26 protein-coding genes, 1 pseudogene and 1 riboswitch are annotated in these 22,590 nt (G+C 70.6%); of the genes and pseudogenes, 15 read left to right on the top strand and 12 right to left on the bottom strand.

Annotated elements, in window-relative coordinates:
* The first annotated feature begins 57 nt into the window (after window positions 1-57).
* Window positions 58-453 (top strand): cupin domain-containing protein, encoded by a 396-nt coding sequence (locus tag KBO27_RS09245; RefSeq protein ID WP_210969548.1) that lies wholly within the window; start codon window positions 58-60, stop codon window positions 451-453.
* A gap of 205 nt (window positions 454-658) precedes the next feature.
* On the opposite strand, the gene KBO27_RS09250 is transcribed toward KBO27_RS09245, so the two are convergent.
* Together KBO27_RS09250 and KBO27_RS09255 are read right to left on the bottom strand one after the other, a co-directional pair.
* Entirely contained in the window at window positions 659-1,057 is a 399-nt protein-coding gene (locus tag KBO27_RS09250) for a VOC family protein (protein WP_132678830.1), read from the bottom strand.
* 67 nt (window positions 1,058-1,124) lie between these two features.
* Window positions 1,125-2,168, bottom strand: a complete 1,044-nt coding sequence (locus tag KBO27_RS09255) for a tyrosine-type recombinase/integrase (protein ID WP_210969549.1) — start codon at window positions 2,166-2,168, stop codon at window positions 1,125-1,127.
* An 804-nt stretch (window positions 2,169-2,972) separates the two neighbouring features.
* Here KBO27_RS09255 and KBO27_RS09260 point away from each other — a divergent pair.
* Together KBO27_RS09260 and KBO27_RS33530 are read left to right on the top strand one after the other, a co-directional pair.
* Window positions 2,973-4,097 carry an MBL fold metallo-hydrolase gene (locus KBO27_RS09260; protein ID WP_210969550.1) on the top strand — a complete coding sequence of 375 codons (1,125 nt, stop codon included), beginning with the start codon at window positions 2,973-2,975 and terminating at the stop codon, window positions 4,095-4,097.
* A 367-nt stretch (window positions 4,098-4,464) separates the two neighbouring features.
* Window positions 4,465-4,815 carry a hypothetical protein gene (locus tag KBO27_RS33530; protein ID WP_246536616.1) on the top strand — a complete coding sequence of 117 codons (351 nt, stop codon included), beginning with the start codon at window positions 4,465-4,467 and terminating at the stop codon, window positions 4,813-4,815.
* On the opposite strand, the gene KBO27_RS09270 is transcribed toward KBO27_RS33530, so the two are convergent.
* A complete protein-coding gene (locus KBO27_RS09270; RefSeq protein WP_132686370.1) occupies window positions 4,799-5,113 on the bottom strand; it encodes a DMT family transporter in 315 nt (104 codons plus the stop codon). The two genes, KBO27_RS33530 and KBO27_RS09270, sit on opposite strands and share 17 nt — an antisense overlap.
* 22 nt (window positions 5,114-5,135) lie before the next feature.
* A riboswitch (guanidine-III (ykkC-III) riboswitch) is annotated at window positions 5,136-5,200 on the bottom strand.
* Between the two features lie 64 nt (window positions 5,201-5,264).
* A pseudogene (locus KBO27_RS09275) lies at window positions 5,265-5,516 on the bottom strand (peptidase inhibitor family I36 protein); the annotation flags it as partial.
* Window positions 5,517-5,958: 442 nt separating this feature from the next.
* Here KBO27_RS09275 and KBO27_RS09280 point away from each other — a divergent pair.
* The 4 genes from KBO27_RS09280 to KBO27_RS33535 all read left to right on the top strand — a co-directional run bounded on the left by KBO27_RS09280 (window position 5,959) and on the right by KBO27_RS33535 (window position 9,738).
* Window positions 5,959-6,510: a peptidase inhibitor family I36 protein gene (locus KBO27_RS09280; RefSeq protein WP_210969551.1), complete on the top strand. Its 552-nt coding sequence runs from the start codon at window positions 5,959-5,961 to the stop codon at window positions 6,508-6,510.
* Between the two features lie 247 nt (window positions 6,511-6,757).
* Complete coding sequence (gene argG, locus KBO27_RS09285) at window positions 6,758-8,173, top strand: argininosuccinate synthase (RefSeq protein WP_210969552.1); 1,416 nt, start codon at window positions 6,758-6,760, stop codon at window positions 8,171-8,173.
* Between the two features lie 154 nt (window positions 8,174-8,327).
* Window positions 8,328-8,900: a G/U mismatch-specific DNA glycosylase gene (gene mug / locus KBO27_RS09290; protein ID WP_210969553.1), complete on the top strand. Its 573-nt coding sequence runs from the start codon at window positions 8,328-8,330 to the stop codon at window positions 8,898-8,900.
* Between the two features lie 136 nt (window positions 8,901-9,036).
* The gene (locus tag KBO27_RS33535; protein WP_246536619.1) at window positions 9,037-9,738 is read left to right on the top strand and encodes a hypothetical protein; all 702 of its coding nucleotides are present in this window, start codon (window positions 9,037-9,039) and stop codon (window positions 9,736-9,738) included.
* Between the two features lie 119 nt (window positions 9,739-9,857).
* Here the strand turns inward: KBO27_RS33535 and KBO27_RS09300 are convergent, their stop codons facing one another.
* Window positions 9,858-10,661, bottom strand: a complete 804-nt coding sequence (locus KBO27_RS09300; protein WP_210969554.1) for an ABC transporter ATP-binding protein — start codon at window positions 10,659-10,661, stop codon at window positions 9,858-9,860.
* Between the two features lie 203 nt (window positions 10,662-10,864).
* On the opposite strand from KBO27_RS09300, the gene KBO27_RS09305 reads away from it, so the two are divergent.
* Entirely contained in the window at window positions 10,865-11,875 is a 1,011-nt protein-coding gene (locus KBO27_RS09305) for a s-methyl-5-thioribose-1-phosphate isomerase (RefSeq protein WP_210969555.1), read from the top strand.
* On the opposite strand, the gene KBO27_RS34540 is transcribed toward KBO27_RS09305, so the two are convergent.
* Window positions 11,863-12,318 (bottom strand): MarR family winged helix-turn-helix transcriptional regulator, encoded by a 456-nt coding sequence (locus KBO27_RS34540; protein WP_210969556.1) that lies wholly within the window; start codon window positions 12,316-12,318, stop codon window positions 11,863-11,865. The genes KBO27_RS09305 and KBO27_RS34540 overlap by 13 nt on opposite strands.
* 98 nt (window positions 12,319-12,416) lie before the next feature.
* Here KBO27_RS34540 and KBO27_RS09315 point away from each other — a divergent pair, with 98 nt between their 5' ends.
* Window positions 12,417-13,337 (top strand): quinone oxidoreductase family protein, encoded by a 921-nt coding sequence (locus tag KBO27_RS09315; protein ID WP_210969815.1) that lies wholly within the window; start codon window positions 12,417-12,419, stop codon window positions 13,335-13,337.
* Between the two features lies 1 nt (window position 13,338).
* On the opposite strand, the gene KBO27_RS09320 is transcribed toward KBO27_RS09315, so the two are convergent.
* Window positions 13,339-13,743 (bottom strand): TIGR03618 family F420-dependent PPOX class oxidoreductase, encoded by a 405-nt coding sequence (locus KBO27_RS09320; protein ID WP_246536620.1) that lies wholly within the window; start codon window positions 13,741-13,743, stop codon window positions 13,339-13,341.
* Window positions 13,744-13,793: 50 nt separating this feature from the next.
* Window positions 13,794-14,309, bottom strand: a complete 516-nt coding sequence (locus KBO27_RS09325; protein ID WP_246536621.1) for a TetR/AcrR family transcriptional regulator — start codon at window positions 14,307-14,309, stop codon at window positions 13,794-13,796.
* Window positions 14,310-14,326: 17 nt separating this feature from the next.
* Here KBO27_RS09325 and KBO27_RS33545 point away from each other — a divergent pair, with 17 nt between their 5' ends.
* Window positions 14,327-14,494 (top strand): hypothetical protein, encoded by a 168-nt coding sequence (locus KBO27_RS33545; protein ID WP_246536622.1) that lies wholly within the window; start codon window positions 14,327-14,329, stop codon window positions 14,492-14,494.
* 84 nt (window positions 14,495-14,578) lie between these two features.
* Here KBO27_RS33545 and KBO27_RS09330 read toward each other — a convergent pair whose 3' ends face one another.
* Entirely contained in the window at window positions 14,579-15,181 is a 603-nt protein-coding gene (locus tag KBO27_RS09330) for a CGNR zinc finger domain-containing protein (protein WP_246536623.1), read from the bottom strand.
* A 182-nt stretch (window positions 15,182-15,363) separates the two neighbouring features.
* Here KBO27_RS09330 and KBO27_RS09335 point away from each other — a divergent pair, with 182 nt between their 5' ends.
* Window positions 15,364-16,068 carry an MBL fold metallo-hydrolase gene (locus KBO27_RS09335; protein ID WP_246536769.1) on the top strand — a complete coding sequence of 235 codons (705 nt, stop codon included), beginning with the start codon at window positions 15,364-15,366 and terminating at the stop codon, window positions 16,066-16,068.
* Between the two features lie 126 nt (window positions 16,069-16,194).
* Window positions 16,195-17,481: an MFS transporter gene (locus tag KBO27_RS09340; RefSeq protein ID WP_210969560.1), complete on the top strand. Its 1,287-nt coding sequence runs from the start codon at window positions 16,195-16,197 to the stop codon at window positions 17,479-17,481.
* A gap of 24 nt (window positions 17,482-17,505) precedes the next feature.
* Here the strand turns inward: KBO27_RS09340 and KBO27_RS09345 are convergent, their stop codons facing one another.
* Entirely contained in the window at window positions 17,506-18,228 is a 723-nt protein-coding gene (locus KBO27_RS09345) for a M24 family metallopeptidase (RefSeq protein ID WP_246536624.1), read from the bottom strand.
* 173 nt (window positions 18,229-18,401) lie between these two features.
* Here KBO27_RS09345 and KBO27_RS09350 point away from each other — a divergent pair, with 173 nt between their 5' ends.
* Complete coding sequence (locus tag KBO27_RS09350) at window positions 18,402-18,890, top strand: hypothetical protein (RefSeq protein ID WP_210969561.1); 489 nt, start codon at window positions 18,402-18,404, stop codon at window positions 18,888-18,890.
* Window positions 18,884-19,492: a hypothetical protein gene (locus KBO27_RS09355; RefSeq protein ID WP_210969562.1), complete on the top strand. Its 609-nt coding sequence runs from the start codon at window positions 18,884-18,886 to the stop codon at window positions 19,490-19,492. The genes KBO27_RS09350 and KBO27_RS09355 overlap by 7 nt, the downstream gene beginning before the upstream one ends.
* 83 nt (window positions 19,493-19,575) lie before the next feature.
* On the opposite strand, the gene KBO27_RS09360 is transcribed toward KBO27_RS09355, so the two are convergent.
* Entirely contained in the window at window positions 19,576-20,253 is a 678-nt protein-coding gene (locus KBO27_RS09360) for a histidine phosphatase family protein (RefSeq protein ID WP_210969563.1), read from the bottom strand.
* Between the two features lie 115 nt (window positions 20,254-20,368).
* Complete coding sequence (locus KBO27_RS09365) at window positions 20,369-21,181, bottom strand: undecaprenyl-diphosphate phosphatase (protein WP_246536771.1); 813 nt, start codon at window positions 21,179-21,181, stop codon at window positions 20,369-20,371.
* A gap of 280 nt (window positions 21,182-21,461) precedes the next feature.
* On the opposite strand from KBO27_RS09365, the gene KBO27_RS09370 reads away from it, so the two are divergent.
* A complete protein-coding gene (locus KBO27_RS09370) occupies window positions 21,462-22,433 on the top strand; it encodes an aldo/keto reductase (RefSeq protein ID WP_210969564.1) in 972 nt (323 codons plus the stop codon).
* Window positions 22,434-22,590: the final 157 nt, after the last annotated feature.

Genomic DNA, 22,590 nt, shown 5'->3' on the forward strand with positions numbered 1-22,590 from the left:
TGGGTTAGCTTGGCGCACAGCACCACCTCGCACGAACACCCGCTCAGGAGGCCTGCTGTGCCCAGCCCGGAAGACACCACCGCGGTGCCTCGAATCCTCGCCCGAACCGATCAGCTCACCGCGACCGCGGGCGAGGGCGAGACCGGGGCGATCTGGAAACTCCAGGAAGACCACCGCGACCTGGACTCCAACATCATCGCCCTGGCTCCGGAGGGCACGATCGACGCGCACTCCGGCCCCGACCTCGACGTCCTCATCCACGTCCTGGCCGGATCCGGGCAGCTGGCCACCGACCTCGACACCCTCGAGCTGACCCCCGGCGCGCTCGTCTGGCTTCCGCGCCGGTCCCGCCGCCAGTTCACCGCCGGACCCGACGGGCTGCGCTACCTCACCGTGCACCAACGCCGGCAATCACTCGTCCTCGACGCACCCCCACCCCGAACCACGCCCTAACAGCCTTCGCACTGGTAGTGGACTGGCCGACAGCTCGAGCCCTCACCACCCGCGCCTGCTTCAGCCACGGGTTCCAAGCTCGACAAAACGCCAAGTGCACGCACGCGCAGATGGGGTGGCCACCGCCGCTGGTCTGCAGGTCCGTGCGGCGGTGACCACCCCATCTGCTTGCCCGGTTCCGGGACGGTGTGGTGTGACGGGTTTTTCAGACTTCGACGATGGCGATGTGGTTGCCGTCGGGGTCGCTGACCATGAACAGCAGCGGAGCTCCGGGGCTGGATTCGGGTTCGGAGTCGATCTGGACACCGCCGAGGGCACGCAGCCGCTCGTACTCGGCGTGCACATCGGGGGTTTCGACTCCGATTCCGGAGCCGCCGGGTTCCCCGCCGCCCATCGGGGGGTTGAGGGCCAGGCGCGCGGTGGATCCGGGCGGGGCGACCTCCAGCCAGCGGTATTCGTCGTTGGGGCCGAAGCGGGTGTCACCGCGCACCTCGAAACCCAGCTTGCCGGTGTAGAACTCCAGTGCTGCGTCCTGGTCGGCGACGGTGAACATGATGACGCCGATGTTGTTGACGGTCGTGGATGCTTGCGTGTTGGTAGCCATGCACTATGGACTACCCCCGCGCCCGGAAATCACCGCTGCCCACCAAGATTCTTTTCGTCACCGTGACTCATTCGAGTGGTGTTCCCGCTCCCCCGCTTTCGGGCTCTTCCCGGCTTGCCGTGGCGCGGGAGACCAGGTGCGCCGGGTCCCGGCTCAGCGACAGCGCCACGTGGTCGTAGAGCTGGGTGACCGCCGCCGAGGAATGCCCAAGGGCGTCACGCCGGTCTTCCAGCGCGGCCCCGTGCTGGCGGGCGATGGTGTTGAAGGTGTGGCGCATCGAGTGCGGGGTGATGCGCTGCGGCATCGCGACACCGGCTTGGGCGGCCATGGCCTGCACGAGGCGGTAGATCTGGTGGCGGTTGACCCGGCTTCCGTCGCGGGTGATCACCAACGCGTCGGTGTCGGCGTCGGGACGCTGCTGCAGGTAGGCGTCCAGCACCCCGTGCAGGGCGTGCGGGATCGGGCGGGTGCGCACCTTGCCGCCCTTCATCCGCACCGTGAGCACCCGCATCCCCTCCCGCTGACCGAGATCGGACACATCGGCGTTGCACAGCTCCGACACCCGCACGCCCAGGTCGATCAGCAAGGCCATCACCAGCGCTGACGCCTGCGACCCGAGGGTGCGGTGGCGGTAGTCGCGGCTACCGGCCAGCATCGCGCCGGCCTGCTCCGCCGAGACGCTGGCGGTCGGCGAGTGTCTGCGGTCGTAGCGCGGGCGGGCGGCATCCCGGGCCGGGTTGGCGTCGATCGCACCGGCGCGCACGAGGTAGGTGTAGAAGCTGGAGACCGCCGCGAGCTTGCGGGCGCGCGTGGAGGCCGCCGGCGGGCGCCCGGTGCGCGGATTGGAGGTGGCGGCCAGTTCCGCGCCGTACATCTGCACCTCGGGCAGCCGCACGCCCAGCGGGTCCAGCTCGCGCCGGGTGCACCAGTCGAGGTACTCGCGCAGGTCCCGCGAATAGGCCCCCCGGGTGTCGGCGGACTCGGAGAACGACCCCAGCCAGGAGGCGATCAGCGCGGCCAGCGTGTGCCCCGTGCGCGTGGCCGACGCGAGGAGTTCCGTTTGCGCCCGCTTCTCCACCGCATCCGGCCCGCGCCCCATCTCGATCTCCATAACCCCACTCTACCGCACATAAGCGCGATTATGCGCGCCACCCTTCTGTCCGTTTTCCCTGGTTGCGGTTACGTTTCGTTGGATTATTAACGTTAGTAACGTAATTAGTTGGCGGGTGGGCGAAACCGTGCGAGAACTGCCGAGGCGACTTCCCGGAGCACACGGGCGCGCTAGTGCCGGGCGATGCGTCAGAGCTGGGATTCGCATCAGGCCACCGGCGCCTTCATCCGCCACGCCCGCCTGGAACCGGGACCGGGCACCGGCCCCCTACCTCTTCACGCTGTCGGTGGTCTCCCACCCGCCCGTCAGCGACGGAGTGGAAACTGGATTCATCAGTGACGTTTCTCGTCGGCGAGAACGGGACCGGAAGATCCAACTCGTCGACGCGATCACGACCCCGCCGGGATTCAGCCCCGAAGGCGACTCACGATCGTTCCGCTTGGCCACCGACTCCCCCGCCCCGCTTGGCCCCGACGGCGCGCGCATCATCGAGATCGCCCACGGCACCACGGCCCCGGCCCGACTCACCCTGCTGCCGTGGGCGAATCAACGCAGCTCGGATGGGAAGGCACGGGCGGAACGTCCGCTGCGAGGAAGTCAGCTCCTCAGCGCGAAGGGCTTTTTCTGCCGCGGGTCTTGGCCGAGGACGCATTGAGACACCGCGCGCAGCAATTGATAAGCAGCCTGTATTTCACTCGGATGCGTGGTTCATGTCACGATCACTGCCCATTCCGCTGCGAAAATCCGCAGAAAATTCAACGAAGGGCAACCGACGTGTGCTCCCTGTGTGATTCCTCGACCGGGTTGACCACCTCCGGCGAAGGCCACGGCGTGTTCAACCGCCGCTCGGTCCTCGGTGGACTCGGGAGCGCAGCGGCACTGGTCGGGTTGTCCGCGTGCACTTCGGCGGGCGAGGTCCGTGACGCGGCGGCGACGGGCCCTGATCAGGCGATCGGTGACGCCAAGCTCGGGTTGGCCCTGCTGGGAACGCAGGCCGGGCCGCCGGTGGTGGCCGACCGCGCCGGTATTGCTTCGGCCTTGGTCGTCGACGGCCACGTCTACGTCGTCGACTGCGGACGTGCCGCCACGACGCAGTACCTGCGCGCGGGGTTGCAGTTCCGGAACCTCAACTCGATCTTCCTCACCCACCTGCACGCCGATCACCTCGCCGACTACTACAACTTCTTCCTGCTCGCCGGGCACATCCCCAACCCCAGAGGCGACAACCTGCCCGGACCGATCGACGTCTACGGTCCCGGCCCGGCCGGCGGGCTGCCTCCCAAGTTCGGCGGCGGCCAAGCGCCGATGGTCCATCCCGAAGCGCCGACCCCGGGCACGCGGGAGATGACCGAACGCCTGCACGCCGCCTACTCCTACAGCGACAACATCTTCCTGCGCGACATGAACATCCGGGACGTCCGGACGTTGCCGAAGGTGCACGAGATCGAGGTGCCGGAGGTCGGTGCGAACTTCCAGAACACCGCGCCACCGATGCAACCGTTCGAGGTGATGCGGGACGAGCGGGTTCGCGTCACCGCCACGCTGGTCCCGCACGGGCCGGTGTTTCCCGCCTTCGCGTTCCGCTTCGACACCGAGCACGGCTCGGTGACCTTCTCCGGGGACACGGCCAAGACGCCCAACCTGATCGAGCTGGCCAAGGACACCGACATCCTGGTGCACGAGGCGATCGGCGTGCAGGGCGCCGACATCCCGCCCGCCGTGCTGGACCACATGCTCCAGTCGCACGTCGAAGTGCAGGAGACCGGTCACGTAGCCCAGGCGGCGAACGCGCGCACACTCGTCCTGTCGCACATCTCGGACCTCGCGCAGAACCCCATCGATGAGAACGCCTGGAAGAACTGGGCGCAGCAGGGCTATGACGGGGAGGTCGTGGTGGGCCGGGACCTGCAGACCTTCGTGCTCGCCTGAGCGGGCCCCGGCGGCGGACTCCGGGGAATCGGAGGTGGGATCGGGCCTGGTGACGGTAGGTTTTCGGGCATGTCCGGGTCAGTGGTGAGCGCCGATGACCTCGCTCTCGCCGTGCGGTGGGCCGTGGCGGCGCTGCGGGAGGTGCCCGCGGAGGCGTGGCGGGCGCGGGCCGGGTCGCTGGAGTGGGACCGCTGGGAAACCGTCGAGCACCTCAGCGACGACCTGTTCTCCTACGCCGTGCAGCTCGGTCCGGCCGCACCGGCGTTGGACGGTCTCGTGCCGTTCGTGTGGCAACCGCGCCGGGAGGGCGGGCCGTGGAACGCCGTGCGCCGACCCCGAGGCCGGGCCGTCGGGTCTGCTGCAGACGTTGGAGGCCACGGCCGCGCTGCTGGTGGCGATGGTGCGCACGGCATCGCCGCAGGTGCGCTCCTACCACGTGTTCGGCAACGCCGATCCCGAAGGCTTCGCGGCGATGGGCATCGTGGAAACCCTCGTGCACACCCACGACGTCACCGACGACCTCGGCCTGGAGTGGAACCCGCCGGCCGAGCTGTGCACCCGCGTGCTCGACCGCCTGTTCCCCGAAGCCCCGGCCTCCACCGATCCGTGGGCGGTGCTGCTGTGGTCCACCGGCCGCGCGGACCTGCCGGGCCGTCCCAGGCTGGTGACCTGGCGCTGGGACGGTGCACCCCGGGATGAGGTCAGTGGGCGAGCTTGAGGCCGACCACGCAGCTGATCAGACCGAGCAGCAGCGCGATCTTGACCGGTGAGATCGATTCGTCGCCGGTGGCCATCGAGTAGCCGACGGTGAGCACGGCGCCGATGGCCACCCACACCGCGTAGGAGGTGCCCACGGGCAGCGTCCGCATCGCGATCGCCAGTCCGCCCATGCTGATCGCGAGCGCGACGACGAACACCAGCGACGGCGCGAGTCGGCTGAAGCCTTCGGATTTGCCGAGGGCGAGCGCCCAGACGGCTTCGAACATGCCGGAGATGATGAGAACGATCCACGCCATGACGGTGCGCGCTCCTCACGCGCCTGCACCGTCTTTGCATGGCCAGGTACGGTGCGCCTCGTCCGGATCCGATTCACCTCTGATTGTGCCCAACCCCCGCGCCGGTGGCTCGACGCGGGGTGGTGAGTTCGGGCACGTCACCGGCGCGGGATCACGGCCCCAGCACCGCGATGGAGTTGATGGTCGCCCCCGGCTTCGTCTGCCCCCAGTTGCCGGACTTGATGTCGACGTACTCCCCGGTGCACGAGGTCTTGCTGTAGACCCGGATGGTTCGTGCGGTCTGGTTGGACACGGTCTTGCCGCCCCACGGGTTGCAGCCCGGCGACGGGTCGACGCGGCTGGTGCGCTTGGTGCCGCCGAAGTCGTTCTCCGACCAGGTGCAGACCGACCCGTCGCGGCACGACGCGGCGGCCGAGGTGTCGGCAGCGCCGGCGGGGCGATGCGATCAGGGCCGAAAGGGACAGCGTCAGAGCGATGATCAGGAGTGCCTTCTCGGATCGGTTGCGCCGAGGTGAGTTCATGTGCGTCCCCGGTGTGTCGGTGTTCGGTCGAGGCCCTCACCATGCCGAGGTCGCGTCCGGCCGACGAGCCGAATCGTCGGGGTTCACCGGAACGGCAGAGCAGGAACGGCCGCGGGATCATCCGAAAGTTGATGACCACCACGACGTGCGTTGCACCGATGTCCGACCGAAGTCGTTGTTCCGGAGGGATTTCGGGTGATCCAGGGACGTATCCGGGGCTGTTCGCCCGGATTCCTGGCACGGTCGGTGGCCTGGGAGCCGATCGGCTCCGGCCGTCGGGCTCATCGGGGCCCGGCGGAAACTGGGGAGAGAAAGGACCGCACCATGCGCGTGCGACGAGTGGCCGCCGCCGGAACGGCGATCGCGGCGATGCTGGGGATGCTGACAGCGGGAACGGCGGCCGCGACCGGCCCGACGCAGCAGCAGGGTGTCCTGGCGACCTACCAGGGCAGGCAGATCGACCTGGCGCAGGGCTGGCAGGGCGCCGACGTGTGCTCGCAGGACGCCCCGGGGGCGGTGACCTGCTACGACCTGCCGGCCGAGGCGAAGCTGGGCACGGAGCCGGGCACGCGGGGCACTCTCGACGACTGCCCGCACACCTACGCGTGCTTGTGGGCGCATGCCGGTGCCGAGGGACGGCGCTTGCAGTTCCACGACTCGGGCACGACCGACCTCGGGGATTGGGACTTCCGGGACCAGGCGACCGGCGCGTACAACAACCGCGAGATCTACGGTTTCGAGCTGATCGACGTGCGTTCCTTCCAGCCCGACCGCCACCTGTTCGTCGGTGTCGGCCAGTACGTCAACCTCAGCAAGCAGAGCTATCCGGGCCCGGGCTCGAACTGGAACGACCGAGTGGACAAGGTCCACCTCTAACCCCGAGCGGGAGCGCCGGTGGGTGTCGCCACGCGCGGCACCCACCGGTGAGCGCGCAGGGGACTAACCACACAAGGTGTGGTGCTGCGTCGCCCGGAATTCCAGGACCATGCGCCCCGGCGTCACGGGCGTCGGGGCGCATCTGGTGGCCGGGTGGGTGGGGGTGGTGGCCTGCGGTGGGGTGAGGTTGCACACCGATGGGCGACCCGGGTGGATAACCATACAGTCGGTCGCATAAACTTTCCGCATGTCCAAGGTTCTGACGTCACTGCCGGTCGGCCAGCGGGTCGGCATCGCCTTCTCCGGGGGTCTCGACACCTCCGTCGCCGTGGCCTGGATGCGCGACAAGGGTGCTGTTCCGTGCGCCTACACCGCTGACATCGGGCAATACGACGAGTCCGACATCGCCTCGATCCCGGGCCGGGCCAAGGACTACGGCGCCGAGATCGCGCGCATGGTCGACTGCCGCGAGCCGCTGGTCGAGGAGGGGCTCACCGCGCTGTCGTGCGGAGCGTTCCACATCCGCTCCGGTGGGCGCACCTACTTCAACACCACCCCGCTGGGCCGTGCGGTGACCGCGACGCTGCTGGTGCGCGCGATGCTCGCCGACGACGTGCAGATCTGGGGTGACGGGTCGACGTTCAAGGGCAACGACATCGAGCGGTTCTACCGCTACGGGCTGATGGCCAACCCGCGGCTGCGCATCTACAAGCCGTGGCTGGACGAGGACTTCGTGCAGCAGCTGGGTGGCCGGCAGGAGATGTCGGAGTGGCTGGTCGAGCACGGTCTGCCCTACCGCGACTCGGCGGAGAAGGCCTACTCCACCGACGCCAACATCTGGGGCGCCACCCACGAGGCCAAGTCGCTGGAGCACCTCGACACCGGCATCGAGATCGTGGACCCGATCATGGGTGTGCGGTTCTGGGACGAGTCGGTGGTCATCGCGCCCGAGGACGTCACGATCTCCTTCGTGCAGGGCCGGCCGGTGGCCATCAACGGCAAGGAGTTCTCCTCGCCGGTCGACCTGGTGCACGAGGCGAACGCGATCGGTGGCCGGCACGGGCTGGGCATGAGCGACCAGATCGAGAACCGCATCATCGAGGCCAAGAGCCGCGGCATCTACGAGGCGCCGGGCATGGCGCTGCTGTTCACCGCCTACGAGCGGCTGGTCAACGCCATCCACAACGAGGACACGGTGGCCAGCTACCACAACGAGGGCCGCAAGCTGGGCCGGTTGATGTACGAGGGCCGCTGGTTCGATCCGCAGGCGCTGATGCTGCGGGAGTCGTTGCAGCGCTGGGTGGGTTCGGCGATCACCGGTGAGGTGACGTTGCGGCTGCGCCGGGGTGAGGACTACTCGATCCTCGACACCCGCGGTCCGGCGTTCTCCTACCACCCGGACAAGCTGTCGATGGAGCGCACCGAGGACGCCGCGTTCGGTCCGACCGACCGCATCGGCCAGTTGACCATGCGCAACCTCGACATCGCCGATTCGCGGGCCAAGCTGGAGGGTTACGCGCAGCTGGGGCTGGTCGGCAAGGCCCAGACCGAGCTGGTGGGATCGCTGCAGGCCGGTGGCGCGGAGGCGATCGCCTCGGTGGGCGCCGAGGAGTCCGAGTCGCAGGCGCTGGATCGCGCGGCGATGGAGTCGGGCACCGACTGACGACCCCGTGGCCGTCCGCGCAGCACGATCCGCGCGGACGGCCATGATCGCATCTGCCCCGCTCCGAGCGCGTGCGGGGGCGCTGGGTGCGGCGGCTCCGGGCGAGGTGGTTAGGGTCCGATGATGGACCGGGGTCGCGTTGCGGAGGTGCGAGTTGTCGGGTGACCGGCCGAGTACGCAGGAGCTGGAGGCCGCGAGCGGCGCCACGATCGACGATGTGCTGGCGCCGGATCTCAAGGTGCTGTTCTGCGGGATCAACCCGGGGTTGTGGTCGGGCGCCACGGGGCATCACTTCGCGCGTCCGGGCAACCGGTTCTGGCCGGTGCTGCACGCCAGCGGTTTCACGCCGCGCGAGCTGGCTCCGCAGGAGCAGTCCGAGCTGCTGGGTCTGGGTCTGGGCATCACCAACCTGGTGGCTCGCGCCAGCGCGAAGGCCGCGGAGCTCTCCGAGGGGGAGTTGCAGGCCGGGGCGGAGGCGTTGACCGCGAAGGTGCGCCGCTACCGGCCACGGTGGGTGGCGGTCGTGGGGATCACGGCATATCGGGCGGCGTTCGGCGCCAAGCGCGCTACCTTCGGTGAGCAGGACCGGACGATCGGTGATGCGGGGGTGTGGGTGTTGCCCAATCCCAGTGGCCTGAACGCGCATTGGAGCGCCGGGACGCTGGCCGCGGAGTTCGGCCAGCTCAGGCAGGCGGTCATGGCCGGCGATGAGTGCCGCTGCGGGTGAGTGATCGACGGGTCCGGGTGGGTTAGGGAACACGGGGGTGTGCTTTACCGGTCCGTGACCGGTAGGGTCTGCTCCGCCGGAACGGAAGTCCCCGATCCGGTGACATTGGCCGTTTGCTGACGCAGAGTCGATACGGATGACTATTCAAGACGATCTTGCTCGACCGTGGTTCCAGCCCGTGGTCCCCTCGGAAGCGCAACAGCAGCAGCCGGATCCGGGACCGCCGACGACACGCATGATGGGCCAGCTGCCCGTCGACGAGGCGATCGATCCCGCCCCGCCGGCACCCGGTCCGATGCCCGCCCCGAACGGTGCACCGCAGCGGGCTGATTTCCAGGCCCCCGCCCCGCAGCCCCCGATGTACGAAGCCCCGCAGAACTCCCTGCCGCCGCGGCCGAGCACGGCGATGTCGGAAGGCACGACCTTCGCCGAGGCGCTCAATCCCGGTTCGCAGCAGCACTTCTCCCCCGGCCCGGATTCCGCCGCGCAGGACCCGATCGCCGGTGACACGGCGTTCCAGGCGTTCTACAGCGACGAACCGGCGTCGATGCCCTCGATCCCGCCGGCCGGTCCGCCGATGGCGCCGCCGCCGATTCCCGAGCACGTCGAGGTCACGCAGCCCTACATCCCCGCGATTCGGGACGAGCAGCCGGAGTTCGCCAAGCGCCTCAACCCGCAGGCCGCGGCGTCTCCGACGGCGTTGACGGGGCCGCAGCCGGCGGTCACCGAGCGCTCCGCGACGGCCCCGCCGCGCAAGCGCGGTTTGATGCGCCGGGTGATGCGCCGCATCATCGGGCCGGACCTGCTGCGCAAGGACCCGCCGAAGAAGCGCCGCTAGAGCCCTCTTTCGCCTCGTCGGTGGTCCTGGCACGGGCGCAGACCTGCATCCTGCGCCCGTGCCAGGACCACCGTTTTTTCATGCCCGGGGCTGCTTCGAGCGGCGGTAGGCGGCGGGCGTCATCGGGCGCGGGCGTGCCAGCGGCCGTGGTCGCGGGTGATGTGCACGGGGTGGTTGAAGCACTTGCTGATGTGGTCGCTGGTGATGACCTCCTCGACGGGCCCGGCGGTCAGGCATTGCCCTTCGCGCAGCAGCATGGCGTGGGTGGTGCCGGCCGGGAGTTCTTCGAGGTGGTGGGTGACCAGGACGGTGGCCAGCTCGGGGTGTTGGGTGCGCAGGTCGTCGAGGCTGGTGAGCAGTTGTTCGCGGGCGGCCAGGTCGAGTCCGGTGGCGGGTTCGTCGAGCAGCAGCAGGCGGGGTGCGGGCATGAGGGCGCGGGCGATGAGCGCGCGGCCGCGTTCGCCTTGGGACAGGGTGTTCCAGCGGGCGTGGGTGCGGTCGGCGATGCCCAGCAGGCTGATCAGCCGGTCGGCGTGGGCGGTTTCGGCGTCGGTGGGTTGCCGGCGCGGGACGAGTTCGGTGGTGTTGGTGGCGCCGGTGAGCACGACCTGGCCGACGGTGAGCGGGCTGGACAGCGGGTGCCGGGGGTTGACGTGGCCGACGAGGCTGCGCAGGGCGCGCATGTCCACGGCGCCGAGGCGGTGTCCGAGGACGTCGACGCTGCCGCGGGTGGGGTGCTGGTGGGCGCCCAGGAGGCTGAGCAAGGTGGATTTGCCGGCTCCGTTGGCGCCCAGCAGTGCCCAGTGCTGGCCGGGGTGGACCTGCAGGGTGATCGAGCGCAGCAGGTGCGTGCCGTCGCGGACGACGTCGACGTCGTCGGCGTGCAGCACGGGTCCGGTGTCGCTGGGGCGGGGGTGGTTCACGAGGGTTCCTTCGGGGCGCCGGGTGGTGCGTGGGTGAGGTGGCGCGGGTGTCGCGGGGCCTCGGGTGATCAAGCCTGCGTGCTGCGGCGATCAGCGCGGTGTCGTGAGCCTAGCAAACCAGTTGGTGGTGGCCGGGCGGGTGCGCGCGGCTGGTTAGGCTTTCGTTCGTCAGCTTTTTCCCGGACTTGTGACCTGAGGATTCGATGTCTTCTTCCGCTGTGCCCGTGCCGGTTCTCGCCGACAGCGTCCGGCTCGACGACGACGGTGTGCACATCCTGGACCGGCGGGTGTTCCCGTTCGAGCGCCGGTGGGTGCGTGCGCGCACGGTGGAGGAGGTCGCCCGCGCCATCGAGGAGATGGTGACCCAGTCCTCCGGGCCGTACTTCGCGGTGCTGTGGGGGTTGGTGCTGGCCGCCCGGGAGACCGAGGGCCAGGACCCGCAGGAGGCTCGCCGCCGGGTGGGCGAGGCGGCGCAGCGGTTGATCGCCACGCGCCCGACCAACGACCAGCCGCGCAAGGCCGCGGCGTTCGTGCTCGCCGAGATCGCCGGGCGCGAGGACATCGCCGCGGCGGCGTGGGACGGCGCGCGGGCGGGCGACGCCGACTACCGGCGGCGGTGCCGCGAGATGGGGCAGGCGGGCGCGGCGCTGCTGGGAGAGGGCGCGCGGGTGCTGACGCACTGCTGGGGCGATCTCTACCTGCTGGGCCTGGTGGAGGCGCTGGTGGCGGCCGGCAAGCGCCCGGAGTTCGTCTGCACCGAGACCCGCCCGTACCTGCAGGGGGCGCGGTTGACCGCGGAGTCGCTGGCGGAGATGGGGGTTCCCACGACGCTGGTGACCGACGGGATGCCGGCGTCGCTGATGCGGGAGGGCCGGGTGGATGCGCTGGTGACCGCCAGCGACCGGATCACCATGGACGGCTCGGTGATCAACAAGGTGGGGACGTTGCAGCTGGCCACGGCGGCGAAGGTCTTCGGGGTGCCGTTCCACGCGCTGTGCCACGCCCCGGATCCCGACACCGAGTCGGGTGCGCAGGTGCCGATCGAGTTCCGCGATGGCGACGAGGTCCTGCACACCCTGGGTCACCGCAGCGCCAGCGCGCGGGTGCGGGGCCTGTACCCGGCGTTCGACGTGACCGATCCGGATCTGGTGACCGCGGTGGTCACCGATCGGGGCGCGTTCGCTCCCGGTGAGGTGCGCCGCTACTGGGCCTGATCGGCGTGGTGGAGGCGCTGCAGCAGGGTGATGAGCAGTTCGCGTTCGGCGGCGCTGAGCGGGGTGAGCAGTTCCCGGTTGGCCTGGTCGGCCAGCGCGGCGCAGCGCTGGAGGGTGGCCAGGCCTTCGGAGGTGGCCGACACGGCGTTCTTGCGGCGGTCGCGCGGGTCGGGCCGGCGTTGCACGAGGCCTTTGTCCCCCAGCTCGTTGAGGAGTCCGACGACGTCCTTGGGGTCGATCTCCAGGCGTCGCACCAGTTCGGCTTGGGCCAGCGGGCCGTGTTCGGCGACGGCGGCCAGCACGGCGTGCTGGCTCAGCCGCAGCCCTTCGTCGGCGAGAGCGCGGGCCACCAGGTCGCGGCCGCGCGCGGCGACGCGCCCGGTCAGCCAGCTGGGCAGGGACTGGATGTGCTGCAGAGCGCGGGTGCTGTGCTGTTCGGCCACCGCCCCACCCTAGCCGAAAATTCGTTGGACTCCCCAATGGCCTGACATCTACTCTCGATTTCGTTGGTGGACCCAATCGATTTCGAGGAGTGTGCGTGATGCGACGCGTCAACTACGTCGTCAACGGTGGCCCGGAGGTCCTGTTCGTCGAAGACGTCCCCACCCCGGTGCCCGGTCCTTCCCAGCTGCTGGTGCGGTGCGAGGCGGTCGGGGTCACCTGGCCGGCGGTGCGCCGGGTGCGCGAAGGGCCCGGGCCGGTACCGCTGGGCGGGGAGGTCGCCGGGGTGGTGGAGGCGCTGGGCCCGGGGGTGCGGGGTTTCCGGCTCGGCGACCGGGTCACGGGTGTGTGCTTCGAGCACGCCTACGCCGAGCGGGCGGTGCTGGCCGAGCACAGGGCTTCGCGGGTGCCCGAGCACGCCGACGCGGTGACCGCGGTGGCGCTGGTGCGCAGCGGGCTGGTGGCGCGCCGGGCGTGCGCGGCGGGTTTGATCGGGCGGGGCGAGTCGGTGCTGATCACCGCGGCGGCGGGCGGGGTGGGCACGATGGCGATCCAGCTGGTGCGCGCTCACGGGGCTCGTGTGGTCGCCGCGGTCGGCGACGCGCAGGACAAGGGCGCGTTCGTGCGCACGTTGGGCGCGGAGGCGGTGGTGGGCTACGACGACCCGAGCTGGGGTGAGCCGGTCGACGTCGTCTTGGAGTGCGTCGGTGGCGAGGTGCTGGACAAGGCGGTGCGGGCGCTGGGCCGCGGCGGGCGGTTGGTGGCCTTCGGCGCCCAGCCGGGTGCGATCTGCTCGGGGGAGCTGATGACGCGTGGTGCTTCGGCGACGGGGTTTCGCATGGGCTCGCCCGCCATGCCGTCGTTGCACGCCTGCTGGCGGGACGAGTTGTGGGACTGGCATCGGGAGGGCTGGTTGCGCACGCGCGTGCACGCCGAGATCCCGCTGGCTCGGGCGGCGCGGGCGCACGAGGTCATCGAGTCCCGCGCCAACCTCGGCAAGGTGGTGCTGGTGGCGGACTAGGTCAGTCCTGCGGGGCGTGGGCGATGGAGTCCACGGCGATGGTCAGCAGCCGGCGGGCCGTGGGCGTGCCTCCGAAGCCGGGGTAGTCGATTCCCAGGTACTTCTGGGAGATCTCGTCGATGTTGTCGGCCGCGCCTTCGGTGGTGGAGCCGATGACGCGGCCGCGCACGGCGTAGTAGCGGGCGACGTTGTCGGGGTCGGCGATGTTGACCGCGGCCCTCGGGTCGCGGGCGATGTTCTTGGCCTTGCGCATGCCGTCGACGATGTTGATCTGGATGTGCTCGCCGTCGGTGTGCACCCAGGTCTGGGTCAGCTGGGGCGAGCCGTCGGGCATCACGGTGGCGATGAAGCAGGGACTGGGGCGGCGCAGCAGCGCCAGCAGGCCTTCGGGAAGCGTGGTGGACAACGGTGTCTCCTGGTTCGAGGGGGATGCGGACCTGAGGCGCGGCGTGCGGCTCAGGGGCCGGTGGGGTGTGCGATGCGGTCGAGCCATTCGCCGAGCATCGCCTTCTCGTTGGTGCTCAGCGCCGTGTCCTCGGGCAGGTTCGCCGCCAGCGCGAGGGCTGCGGCGATGGGGCCGGGATCGCTGGTCGCGGGTGCGTCGGTGGTGATCGCGGTGATCACGGCCTCGGCGATGCGGTGCACGTGCTCGGCGAGAACCTGCTCGGCCTGCAGCGCCGCGGGCGGCGGCGACCCTGTGCGCGGTGCGCCGTACATGAGGGCGTAGAGGGCGGGGTGGGCCAGGCCGAAGGCGAGGTGGAGGTCCCAACCGTGGCGCAGGTCGGCGACCGGGTCGTCGGTGCGGTGCAGCTGAGCTTTGCCGTCGAGGTAGATCCGGAAGGCCTCGCTGGTCACGGCGTCGAGCAGTCCCTGCTTGTCGCCGAAGAGCCGGTAAATCGTCGGCGCCTGCACTCCGGCGGCGGCGCTGACCGCCCGCGTGGACACCGCCTCATGCCCACCCTCGGCCAGCAACCGCCCGGCTGGCCGGGATGCCGCTGGGCACGGCGTTGGCCGGCACCCTGAGCGCGCGGTTCGGGCTGATGCCGGCGTTCGCGCTGTGCACCGCAGCGGCTGCGGCGATGTCGTTGTGCCCCTTGCTGTTTCCCGCATGGCGGGCCCTGGACCGGCTACCGGTGGCCGGCGCCCGCGCGTCCTGACCGTCCTGGATTCCGGCGCAAGGCGAACGAGCGGCGACGTCAACGGCGTGCCACCGGCCATCGGGACCAGTACGCGGCTGCTGGTCAGTTCGTCCGGGGTTGGGTGCGGCGGGTGTAGGCGCGGGCGGCTCGTGCGCGGTCGCCGCAGCGGGTCGAGCACCAGTGGCGGCGGCCGTGGCGGAGCAGGTAGCGGTTGCAGGGGGTGGAGTCGCAGGCGGTGAGCCGCTCCGCGTCGGGGTCGGTGAGCAGGTCGGCGGCGTTGGCGGCCAGGGTCGCCAGCGCGTGGTCGACGATCTCGGTGGTGGGGTGGGGAGTCGCGCGGTAGGGGCCGGTCTTGTCGTCCCACTGCAGCAGCCGGGCTGTGGGGACCCGGGTCAGCGCCTCGTTGATGGCCGACAGGGCGGCGGGAAGGGCGGGGAGCCCGGCGGTGCGGGAGGCGAGCAGGGCCCTGATCTGCTCGCGCAGCGAGCGCAGCTGCGCGGCGCACATCTCCCGCATGTCGATGTCGACCGGGGCGAGGCCGTGTTCGGTCAGCCAGTGGTTCGTCTGCGCAGGGGTCCCGAGGAGGTCGGCCGTGTGCCCGCCCGGCAGTGCGATGGCGCTGTTGGCCAGGGCGAGGGCGGGGTACTGCTCCTCGCCCGGCGCGGGTGGCAGGGCGGGGTCGTCTGTCATCAGCGTCTCTCCCATGGTTCTCATGGTACGCGTTGCGTCCATCCGTGAGGATGGGCTAGCGTCGGTTCACGGATAAAACGTTCGACAACCGTGAGGTTTGTGTTTTCGTGTCTTCTGCCCCCATCTCCACCGACCAGTTCACCGTGCACGCCTTCGGCGGGCCGACCGCCCTGTTCGAGTACGGCGGACTGCGGTTCATGACCGACCCGACCTTCGACGAACCCGGCGACTACCCCCGTCCCGACGGCCGATTCCTGACCAAGACCACCCCCTCCGCCAGCATCCCCGCCGACCTCGGCCCCATCGACGTAGTGCTGCTGTCCCATGACGAGCACGACGACAACCTCGACCACTCCGGCCGGGCTCTGCTCGCCGATGTACCCCTCACCTTGACCACGCCCGGCGGCGGCGAGCGTCTGGGCGAACACCTGGGGAACAAGGCCCGGGGCCTGGCCGACTGGGAGTCCGTGCAGCTGGACCGTCCCGACGGAGGCTCGATCACGGTGACCGGCGTGCCCGCCATCCACGGCCCCGGTAACCGCGAAGACATCGAGCCGATCACCGGCCAGGTTGTTGGTTTCGTCCTGACCGGAGAAGGCCTGCCCACGGTCTATGTCAGCGGCGATAACGCCTCGCTCGATGCTGTTGAGCGGATCGCCGACCGGTTCGCCCCGGTCGACACCGCCGTCCTGTTCGCCGGCGCTCCCCGCTTCTCCGCACTCTTCGGCGGCGAGCCGATCGTCCTGGACAGCGCCCAAACCGCCGAGGCCGCCAGGATTCTGCGCGCTCGGCGAGTGGTTCCGGTCCACTTCGAGGGCTGGGCCCACTTCACCGAGGGCCGCGAGGACCTCGTGTCCGCCTTCGCCGCCGCGGGCCTGTCCGACCGTTTGCAGTGGAGCTGAGCTCACCGCCGCTCTCGCGCATGCGGTGCCCGGCCCACCCCGGCCGGGCACCGCATGGCCCCTTTCCTCGACACCGCGTTCCGCACTCGGCGCAGCCCCAACGCCCTGCCTGCCCCCGGAGAAGCAATGCCCCGCCACGCACACGCCCCTGCCACCGACCCCGCCGACCAGGGCACCGCACCGGAGACCGGAACCCCGGTGGCAAGCACGCAACGGCGCATCCTGACGGTGCTGCTGGTCTCCCAGGTCCTCAGCGGTGTCGGACTCGCCGCCGGCGTCACCGTCGCTTCCCTGCTGCTGCAGGACATGCTCGAGATCACCGCGCTGGCCGGTCTGGGCATCGCCCTGCTCACCGCCGGGTCCGCGGTCGCGGCCGTGCTCGTCGGCCGCGTCTCGCAGGCCCGCGGTCGGCGCCCGGGGCTGGCGGGTGGCTACCTCGTCGGCGCCCTCGGTGGTGGGGGTGTCGTCGCCGCGGCCGCGCTCGACGACCCGGCCCTGCTGTTCCTGTCCCTGTTCCTCTACGGCGCCGGCACTGCCGTGAACCTCCAAGCCCGCTACGCCGGGACCGACCTGGCCGCTCCGGCCCACCGCGCCCGCGCCGTCTCCACGGTCCTGGTCGCCACCACCTTCGGCGGCGTCCTCGGCCCCAACTTCGCCGCCCCCACCGGCGAGCTCGCCGTCGCCCTCGGCCTGCCCCGACCGACCGGCCTCTTCCTGCTCTCCAGCACGGCGTTCGCGCTCGCAGCTGTCGTCCTGATCCTCTGGCTGCGCCCCGACCCGCTGCTGCTCGCCCGCTCCCTGCCCGCCGAAGAGCACCCGGGAAGCGACTCGGATGCCTCCCCGCCGCCGCGCTCCGCGCGCCGGGCCCGGGGTCTGGCGCTGGGTGTGCTGGTCCTGGTCCTCAGCCAGCTCGTCATGGTCGCCGTCATGACGATGACGCCGGTCCACATGCACGCCCACGGTCTCGGCGCGGCGGCCTCCGGTCTCGTCATCGCCGTCCACGTCGGGGCCATGTTCCTGCCTTCGCCCCTGACCGGGCTGCTCGTCGACCGGTGCGGGCCCCTCACCGTCGTCACGGCCGCCGCCATCACGCTCGTGGTCGCCGGCGTCCTGGCCGCCACCGCACCGGCCGATTCGGTCGCACTGCTGACCCTCGCGCTCGTCCTGCTCGGGCTGGGCTGGAACTTCGGCTTGGTCAGCGGCACCGCGCTCGCCACCGAGACCATCCCGCTGGACACCCGAGCCAAGACCCAGGGCCTCATCGACGTCGCCATCGCCATCGCGGGCGCCACCGGCGGCCTGGCCTCGGGAATGGTCGTCGCCGCAGGCGGTTACCCCGTCCTCGCCCTCACCGGAGCAGCCCTGGCCATCGCGCTCCTGCCGGCCATCATCGCCACCTCCTACAAGCGCTGACCGCGCACCAGCACCGCCTCGGGCTCAGGTGGTGAGGATGCGGGCACCGGTGTCAGTGATGGCGAGGGTGTGGCCGGTGTGGGCCGCGCGGCTCTCATCACCGGTGCGCAGCACGTCGCCGTCGGGGTCGCAGTGGTCGTGGCCGCCTGCGGTGAAGATCGGTTCGACGCTGAACACCAGGCCGGGGCGCAGCGGGATGCCTCGGGCCGGGTGTCCGTCGTTGGGCACGGCCGGGTCCTGGCGGGCCTGCCGTCCCACGCCGTGCCCGCCCACGGGCGGGATGCCGCAGCCGGCGCTGCGCCCGACCAGCCCGATCGCCCTGCACACCTCGCCCAGCCGGGCGCCGGGGCGCGCGGCGGCGATGCCGTCGGCCAGCGCCTGCCCGGTGGCCTGGATCAGCGACCGGTCACCCGGGCTGCCGGGGCCGACGGTGCTGCTCGTGGCGGCGCGGGCGTGCCACCCGCGCAGCTCCAGCGCTGCGGCCACGCTGAGCAGATCGCCCTCGGCCAGCACGCGCCCGTCGGGTGCGCCGCCGGTGATCTCGTCGTTGACCGACGTGGAGATCACCCGCCCGCCGACCGGCCGCGCACCGGCTTCGGCAGCGACGTCGCGGGCGATCTCGTCGAGCTCCCCCAGCGACACTCCCGCCGCGACGTGGGAGTGCACCGCGGTCAGCATCGCGGCCACCACCGCCCCGGTTTCGGCCAGCGCGTCGATCTCGCCCCGACTGCGCAGTTCGATCACCATGCACCGATGATGCACCCCGGCACCGACGCTCCCGCCACAGTGGACACCGTGACTCTGCGTGCGTGCGCGTGCGTTGTCCGTCAGCACCAACGCTTTTCGCCGCGACCTTCGAGACGCAGTTCACAGGGGTCGCGTAAGGTGCCCGGGACCCCGCAAGAAGGAGACGCCAGCACGTGCGTGCCCAACACCCCGAGTTACTGCGCCGCCTGTGGTGGACGAGCCCCCTGGTGGTGCGCCTGGTGCCCGCATTGGCCCTGATCACGGCAACCGGGGCCGGTGTGGTGGCCAACCTGCCCGCCACCGGCGAACCCCCGCGCGCCCAGCAGCCGCCGCAGCAGGTCACGCACCTGGCCCCGACCACCACACCTGCGCCGCCACCGCCGACCACGACGGCACCCACCACCAGCCAGCCGCCGACCACGACGAGCACGACCACCACGCGCAGCAGCACCCGCACCTCGACGACGACCAGCGCGCCCCCGCCGCCGCGCACCACCACACCGACCCCCACGACCACGACCAGCCCGTCACCGACGCAACGCCCGCCCGGGGTCGCCGAAGGTCAGCCCTGCGACGAACCCGGTGATGTGGGACGCGGCGAGAACGGCGACCGGTACGTGTGCGACTACGACGACGGCACCTGGAGGTGGCGCGAATGGTGAACCCCGACCACATCCGTCATCAGCCGCCCCTGTCGGATCGCGAAACGCTCGTGCGCGGCGAACTCACCCCGATCCGCGATGAGGCGCTCCACGGGCACGAGACCCTCGCCAAGATCACCACCGAGCACATCCAGCACCGCGGCGTCGGCGAAGACCTCGACTTCCCCGATCAGGCCCCGCCGACACCACCCCGGGGCACCCAGTCCGACGGCACGATCCGCACCACCGGCTGGTTGCAGATCGGTCCGCTGGCCCTGTCCTCGGGTCTGTGGGCCGGGTTGAGCGGGTTGGCCGCCGGGCTGGCCCTGACCTGGGTGTGGGCGTGGCTGCCGCTGGTGCTGGCCGTGGCCGGGGTGCTGGTCTGGTGGGTGTTCACCCGCAGGCTGCGTCCGGCCTCGCGCGCCACCAACATCAACCGGCTGCCCGCGGCGAACCTGCGCCCGGGGTTGCCGGTGCGGCTCCACGGCCCGATCGGCCCAGTGGGCATCGTCGAGACCATCACCGGCACCGACGACGAGCACATCACGGTGACCTTCACCAGCGGTCACCAGCGCACCCTGCCGGCACGTGCCCGCCTGCACCTGGTCGAGATCCTCGACTGACCAGCCGTGCTCCAGTCACACCGCGATGGGCTGGTTCTCCCCCGGCGGCAACCCGAACCCGCGCTCGCGGCGCGGCGCGAGCGCTAGGAGCGCTCGCCGGTGCTGCCGCCGACCACGGCGTCCGACGACGAGGACTCCTCCGGCGGCAGCAGCCCGGAGACATCACCACCGGTGTCGTTGATCTTGAGCACGAACGGGCGGGTCTCGGTGTAGCGCACCACGCTCACCGAGCACGGGTCGACCACGATCCGCTGGAAGGAGTCCAGGTGCAGGCCCAGCGCGTCGGCCAGCACGGACTTGATCACATCACCGTGGCTGCACAACAACCACACCTGGTCGGAACCGACCTGCCGGTCGTGCTCGCGCACCGCCGCCACGGCCCGCGACTGCACCTGCGCCAGGCCCTCACCACCGGGGAACACCGCCGCGGACGGGTGCTGCTGCACCACCTTCCACAGCTCCTGCCCGGTCAGCTCCTTGATCTTGCGGCCGGTCCAGTCGCCGTAGTCGACCTCGGCCAGCCGCTCCTCGACCACCGGCTCGATCTCGCGCTGCCGCACCAGCCCGGCCACCGTCTCCTGGCAGCGCTGCAGCGGGGACACCACCACCCGGCTCAACGGCACGCCCTCCAGCCGCGCGGGCAGACCCGCGGCCTGACCACTGCCGGTCTCGTCGAGACCGACACCGGGCGTGCGCCCGGCCAGAACACCGGAACCGTTGGCCGCCGAACGGGCGTGCCGAAGCAGGATGAGAGTCGCCACGTCCGCCGAGGGTAGGCCTCGCCGCGCACCTCACCACCCCCAGGGCCCGCACGAAGCAAAAAAGTCGGGGCGGCCCGACCGGACCGCCCCGACACCGTTGTGCGACGTCACCGCCTCACGGCTGAATCACACCGAAGCCCAGCAGCGCGAACACCGCCGCACCCAGCGCGATCCGGTACCAGACGAACAGGTAGACGCTGTGCTTCTGCACGAAGCGCAGCAACCACGCGATCACCGCGTACCCGATCACCCCGGCCACCACCGTGGCCACGATCATCTGCGCCGCCGACGGCTGCAACCCGTACGGGCTGGGCTCGAACACGTGCGAGACCTCCGACAACCCCGCGGCGAACACCGCCGGAATCGCCAGCAGGAACGAGAACCGCACCGCCGTGGCCCGCGTCAGACCCAGCGCCAGACCCGCGGTGATCGTCCCGCCGGAACGCGACACACCCGGGATCAACGCCATCGCCTGAGCGAAACCCATCAGCACACCATCGCTGAGCCGCAACCGCGCCTGCTCGCGCAACTGCTTGCCGTACCGCTCGGCCAACCCCATCAGCACACCGAAGATCACCAGCGTCGCCGCGGTGATCCACAGGCTGCGCAGCGTCGAGCGGATGTAGTCCTGGAAGAAGAAGCCCAGAACACCGATCGGCAGGCTGCCCACGATCACGTACCAGGCCAGCTTGTAGTCCTGCGTGGCGCGCACCTGGGCGCTGAACAGCCCGCGGAACCACACGGCGACCAGCCGGACGATGTCACCGATGAAGTAGATGACCACCGCCAGTTCGGTGCCGATCTGCGTCACCGCGGTGAACGAAGCACCCGCGTCTTCGCCGAAGAACAACTTCGACACGATCGACAGATGCCCGGACGAGGAAATCGGCAGGAACTCGGTGAGCCCCTGGACCACGGCCAGCACCATGGCCTGCAACCACGACACGAAACCCACTCCACACGATCGAAAAGGGAACCCCGGGCCGCACCCGAAACTTCCGGCCCGGTCCCCAGATCTTCCAGCATCACCCAGTACCGGCCTCCCCCACCCTTGATCACCCCATCAGGGCAGGTCAGCCACCGAAACGTCACCCACCGCAGCCAACCCCGCGACACACCACCCGCGGTGTGATCCACAACACTCACAACCGGACCCGCCGAGCCGACCTCACCAGCCACACCCCCCGCACCCAATACCCTGCAACACCGTGGAACAGCGACAACTCGGCCACAGCGGCCTCCGCGTCTCCCGACTCGCCCTCGGCACCATGACCTGGGGCCTAGACGTCACCGCCGACGACGCAGCCGAACAGCTGACCACCTTCCACGACGCAGGCGGCACCCTCATCGACACCGCCGACGTCTACCAAGACGGCCACGCCGAAGAAATCCTCGGCGACCTGCTCACCCACCACATCCCCCGCGACGAGATCATCCTCGCCACCAAAGCCGCCGCCCGCCGCAAACCCGGCCCCTTCGGCGGCGGCGCCTCCCGCGGCGCACTCCTGGCAGCCCTCGACGAATCACTCCACCGCCTGGGCACCGACCACATCGACCTCTGGCAACTCCAAGCCTGGGACCCCAGCGTCCCCCTCGACGAAACCCTCGCCGCCCTCGACACCGCCGTCACCACCGGCCGCGTCCGCTACACCGGCATCGCCAACTACACCGGCTGGCAAACCGCCACCGCCGCCGCACACCAGAACCACCACCCCACCCGCACACCCCTCATCTCCACCCAAGTCGAATACTCCCTGCTCGAACGCGGCATCGAACGCGAAGTCGTCCCCGCCACCGCACACCACGGACTCGGCATCCTCGCCTGGGCACCCCTCGGCCGCGGCGTCCTCACCGGCAAATACCGCAACGCCACCCCACCCGACTCCCGCGGAGCCACCACCCACCTCGCCGGCTACGTCGACCACCACCGCACCGAACGCGCAGCCCGCATCGTCCAAGCACTGCTCACCGCAGCCGAAGGACTCAACACCACACCCGCCCACGTCGCCCTCGCCTGGGTCCGCGACCGCCCCGGCATCACCGCACCCATCCTCGGCGCCCGCACCACACCCCAACTCAAAACCGCCCTCACCACCGAAGACCTCACCCTCCCCCCAGCCATCCGCGCCGCCCTCGACGACATCAGCGCACCCCAGCACACCTACCCCGAAACCCAATAGCACTTCCCGCCACACCCACGACGTGCCAAGCTGATGGGTCACCACCCACAAGGGGGCCACCCTGCACCCCCCCATCCCCCGATCAGGGATGCTGGAGGCAGCAGCAACCACCCAGCGGAAGCGGCAACACCGCAGGGCAGCACCACATCAGGAGGAC

Source organism: Saccharopolyspora endophytica (assembly GCF_018070075.1).
Taxonomy (GTDB): Bacteria; Actinomycetota; Actinomycetes; order Mycobacteriales; family Pseudonocardiaceae; genus Saccharopolyspora; species Saccharopolyspora endophytica.

What these genes read in the sequence shown, in the direction of transcription:
- KBO27_RS09250 (WP_132678830.1), bottom strand. Translation starts at nt 1,057, where the DNA reads ATGGCTACCAACACGCAAGCATCCACGACCGTCAACAACATCGGCGTC.
- KBO27_RS09255 (WP_210969549.1), bottom strand. Translation starts at nt 2,168, where the DNA reads ATGGAGATCGAGATGGGGCGCGGGCCGGATGCGGTGGAGAAGCGGGCG.
- KBO27_RS09270 (WP_132686370.1), bottom strand. Translation starts at nt 5,113, where the DNA reads ATGGCGTGGATCGTTCTCATCATCTCCGGCATGTTCGAAGCCGTCTGG.
- KBO27_RS09280 (WP_210969551.1), top strand. Translation starts at nt 5,959, where the DNA reads ATGCGCGTGCGACGAGTGGCCGCCGCCGGAACGGCGATCGCGGCGATG.
- argG (WP_210969552.1), top strand. Translation starts at nt 6,758, where the DNA reads ATGTCCAAGGTTCTGACGTCACTGCCGGTCGGCCAGCGGGTCGGCATC.
- KBO27_RS33535 (WP_246536619.1), top strand. Translation starts at nt 9,037, where the DNA reads ATGACTATTCAAGACGATCTTGCTCGACCGTGGTTCCAGCCCGTGGTC.
- KBO27_RS09305 (WP_210969555.1), top strand. Translation starts at nt 10,865, where the DNA reads ATGTCTTCTTCCGCTGTGCCCGTGCCGGTTCTCGCCGACAGCGTCCGG.
- KBO27_RS09315 (WP_210969815.1), top strand. Translation starts at nt 12,417, where the DNA reads ATGCGACGCGTCAACTACGTCGTCAACGGTGGCCCGGAGGTCCTGTTC.
- KBO27_RS33545 (WP_246536622.1), top strand. Translation starts at nt 14,327, where the DNA reads ATGCCGCTGGGCACGGCGTTGGCCGGCACCCTGAGCGCGCGGTTCGGG.
- KBO27_RS09330 (WP_246536623.1), bottom strand. Translation starts at nt 15,181, where the DNA reads ATGGGAGAGACGCTGATGACAGACGACCCCGCCCTGCCACCCGCGCCG.
- KBO27_RS09335 (WP_246536769.1), top strand. Translation starts at nt 15,364, where the DNA reads ATGACCGACCCGACCTTCGACGAACCCGGCGACTACCCCCGTCCCGAC.
- KBO27_RS09340 (WP_210969560.1), top strand. Translation starts at nt 16,195, where the DNA reads ATGCCCCGCCACGCACACGCCCCTGCCACCGACCCCGCCGACCAGGGC.
- KBO27_RS09345 (WP_246536624.1), bottom strand. Translation starts at nt 18,228, where the DNA reads ATGGTGATCGAACTGCGCAGTCGGGGCGAGATCGACGCGCTGGCCGAA.
- KBO27_RS09355 (WP_210969562.1), top strand. Translation starts at nt 18,884, where the DNA reads ATGGTGAACCCCGACCACATCCGTCATCAGCCGCCCCTGTCGGATCGC.
- KBO27_RS09365 (WP_246536771.1), bottom strand. Translation starts at nt 21,181, where the DNA reads ATGGTGCTGGCCGTGGTCCAGGGGCTCACCGAGTTCCTGCCGATTTCC.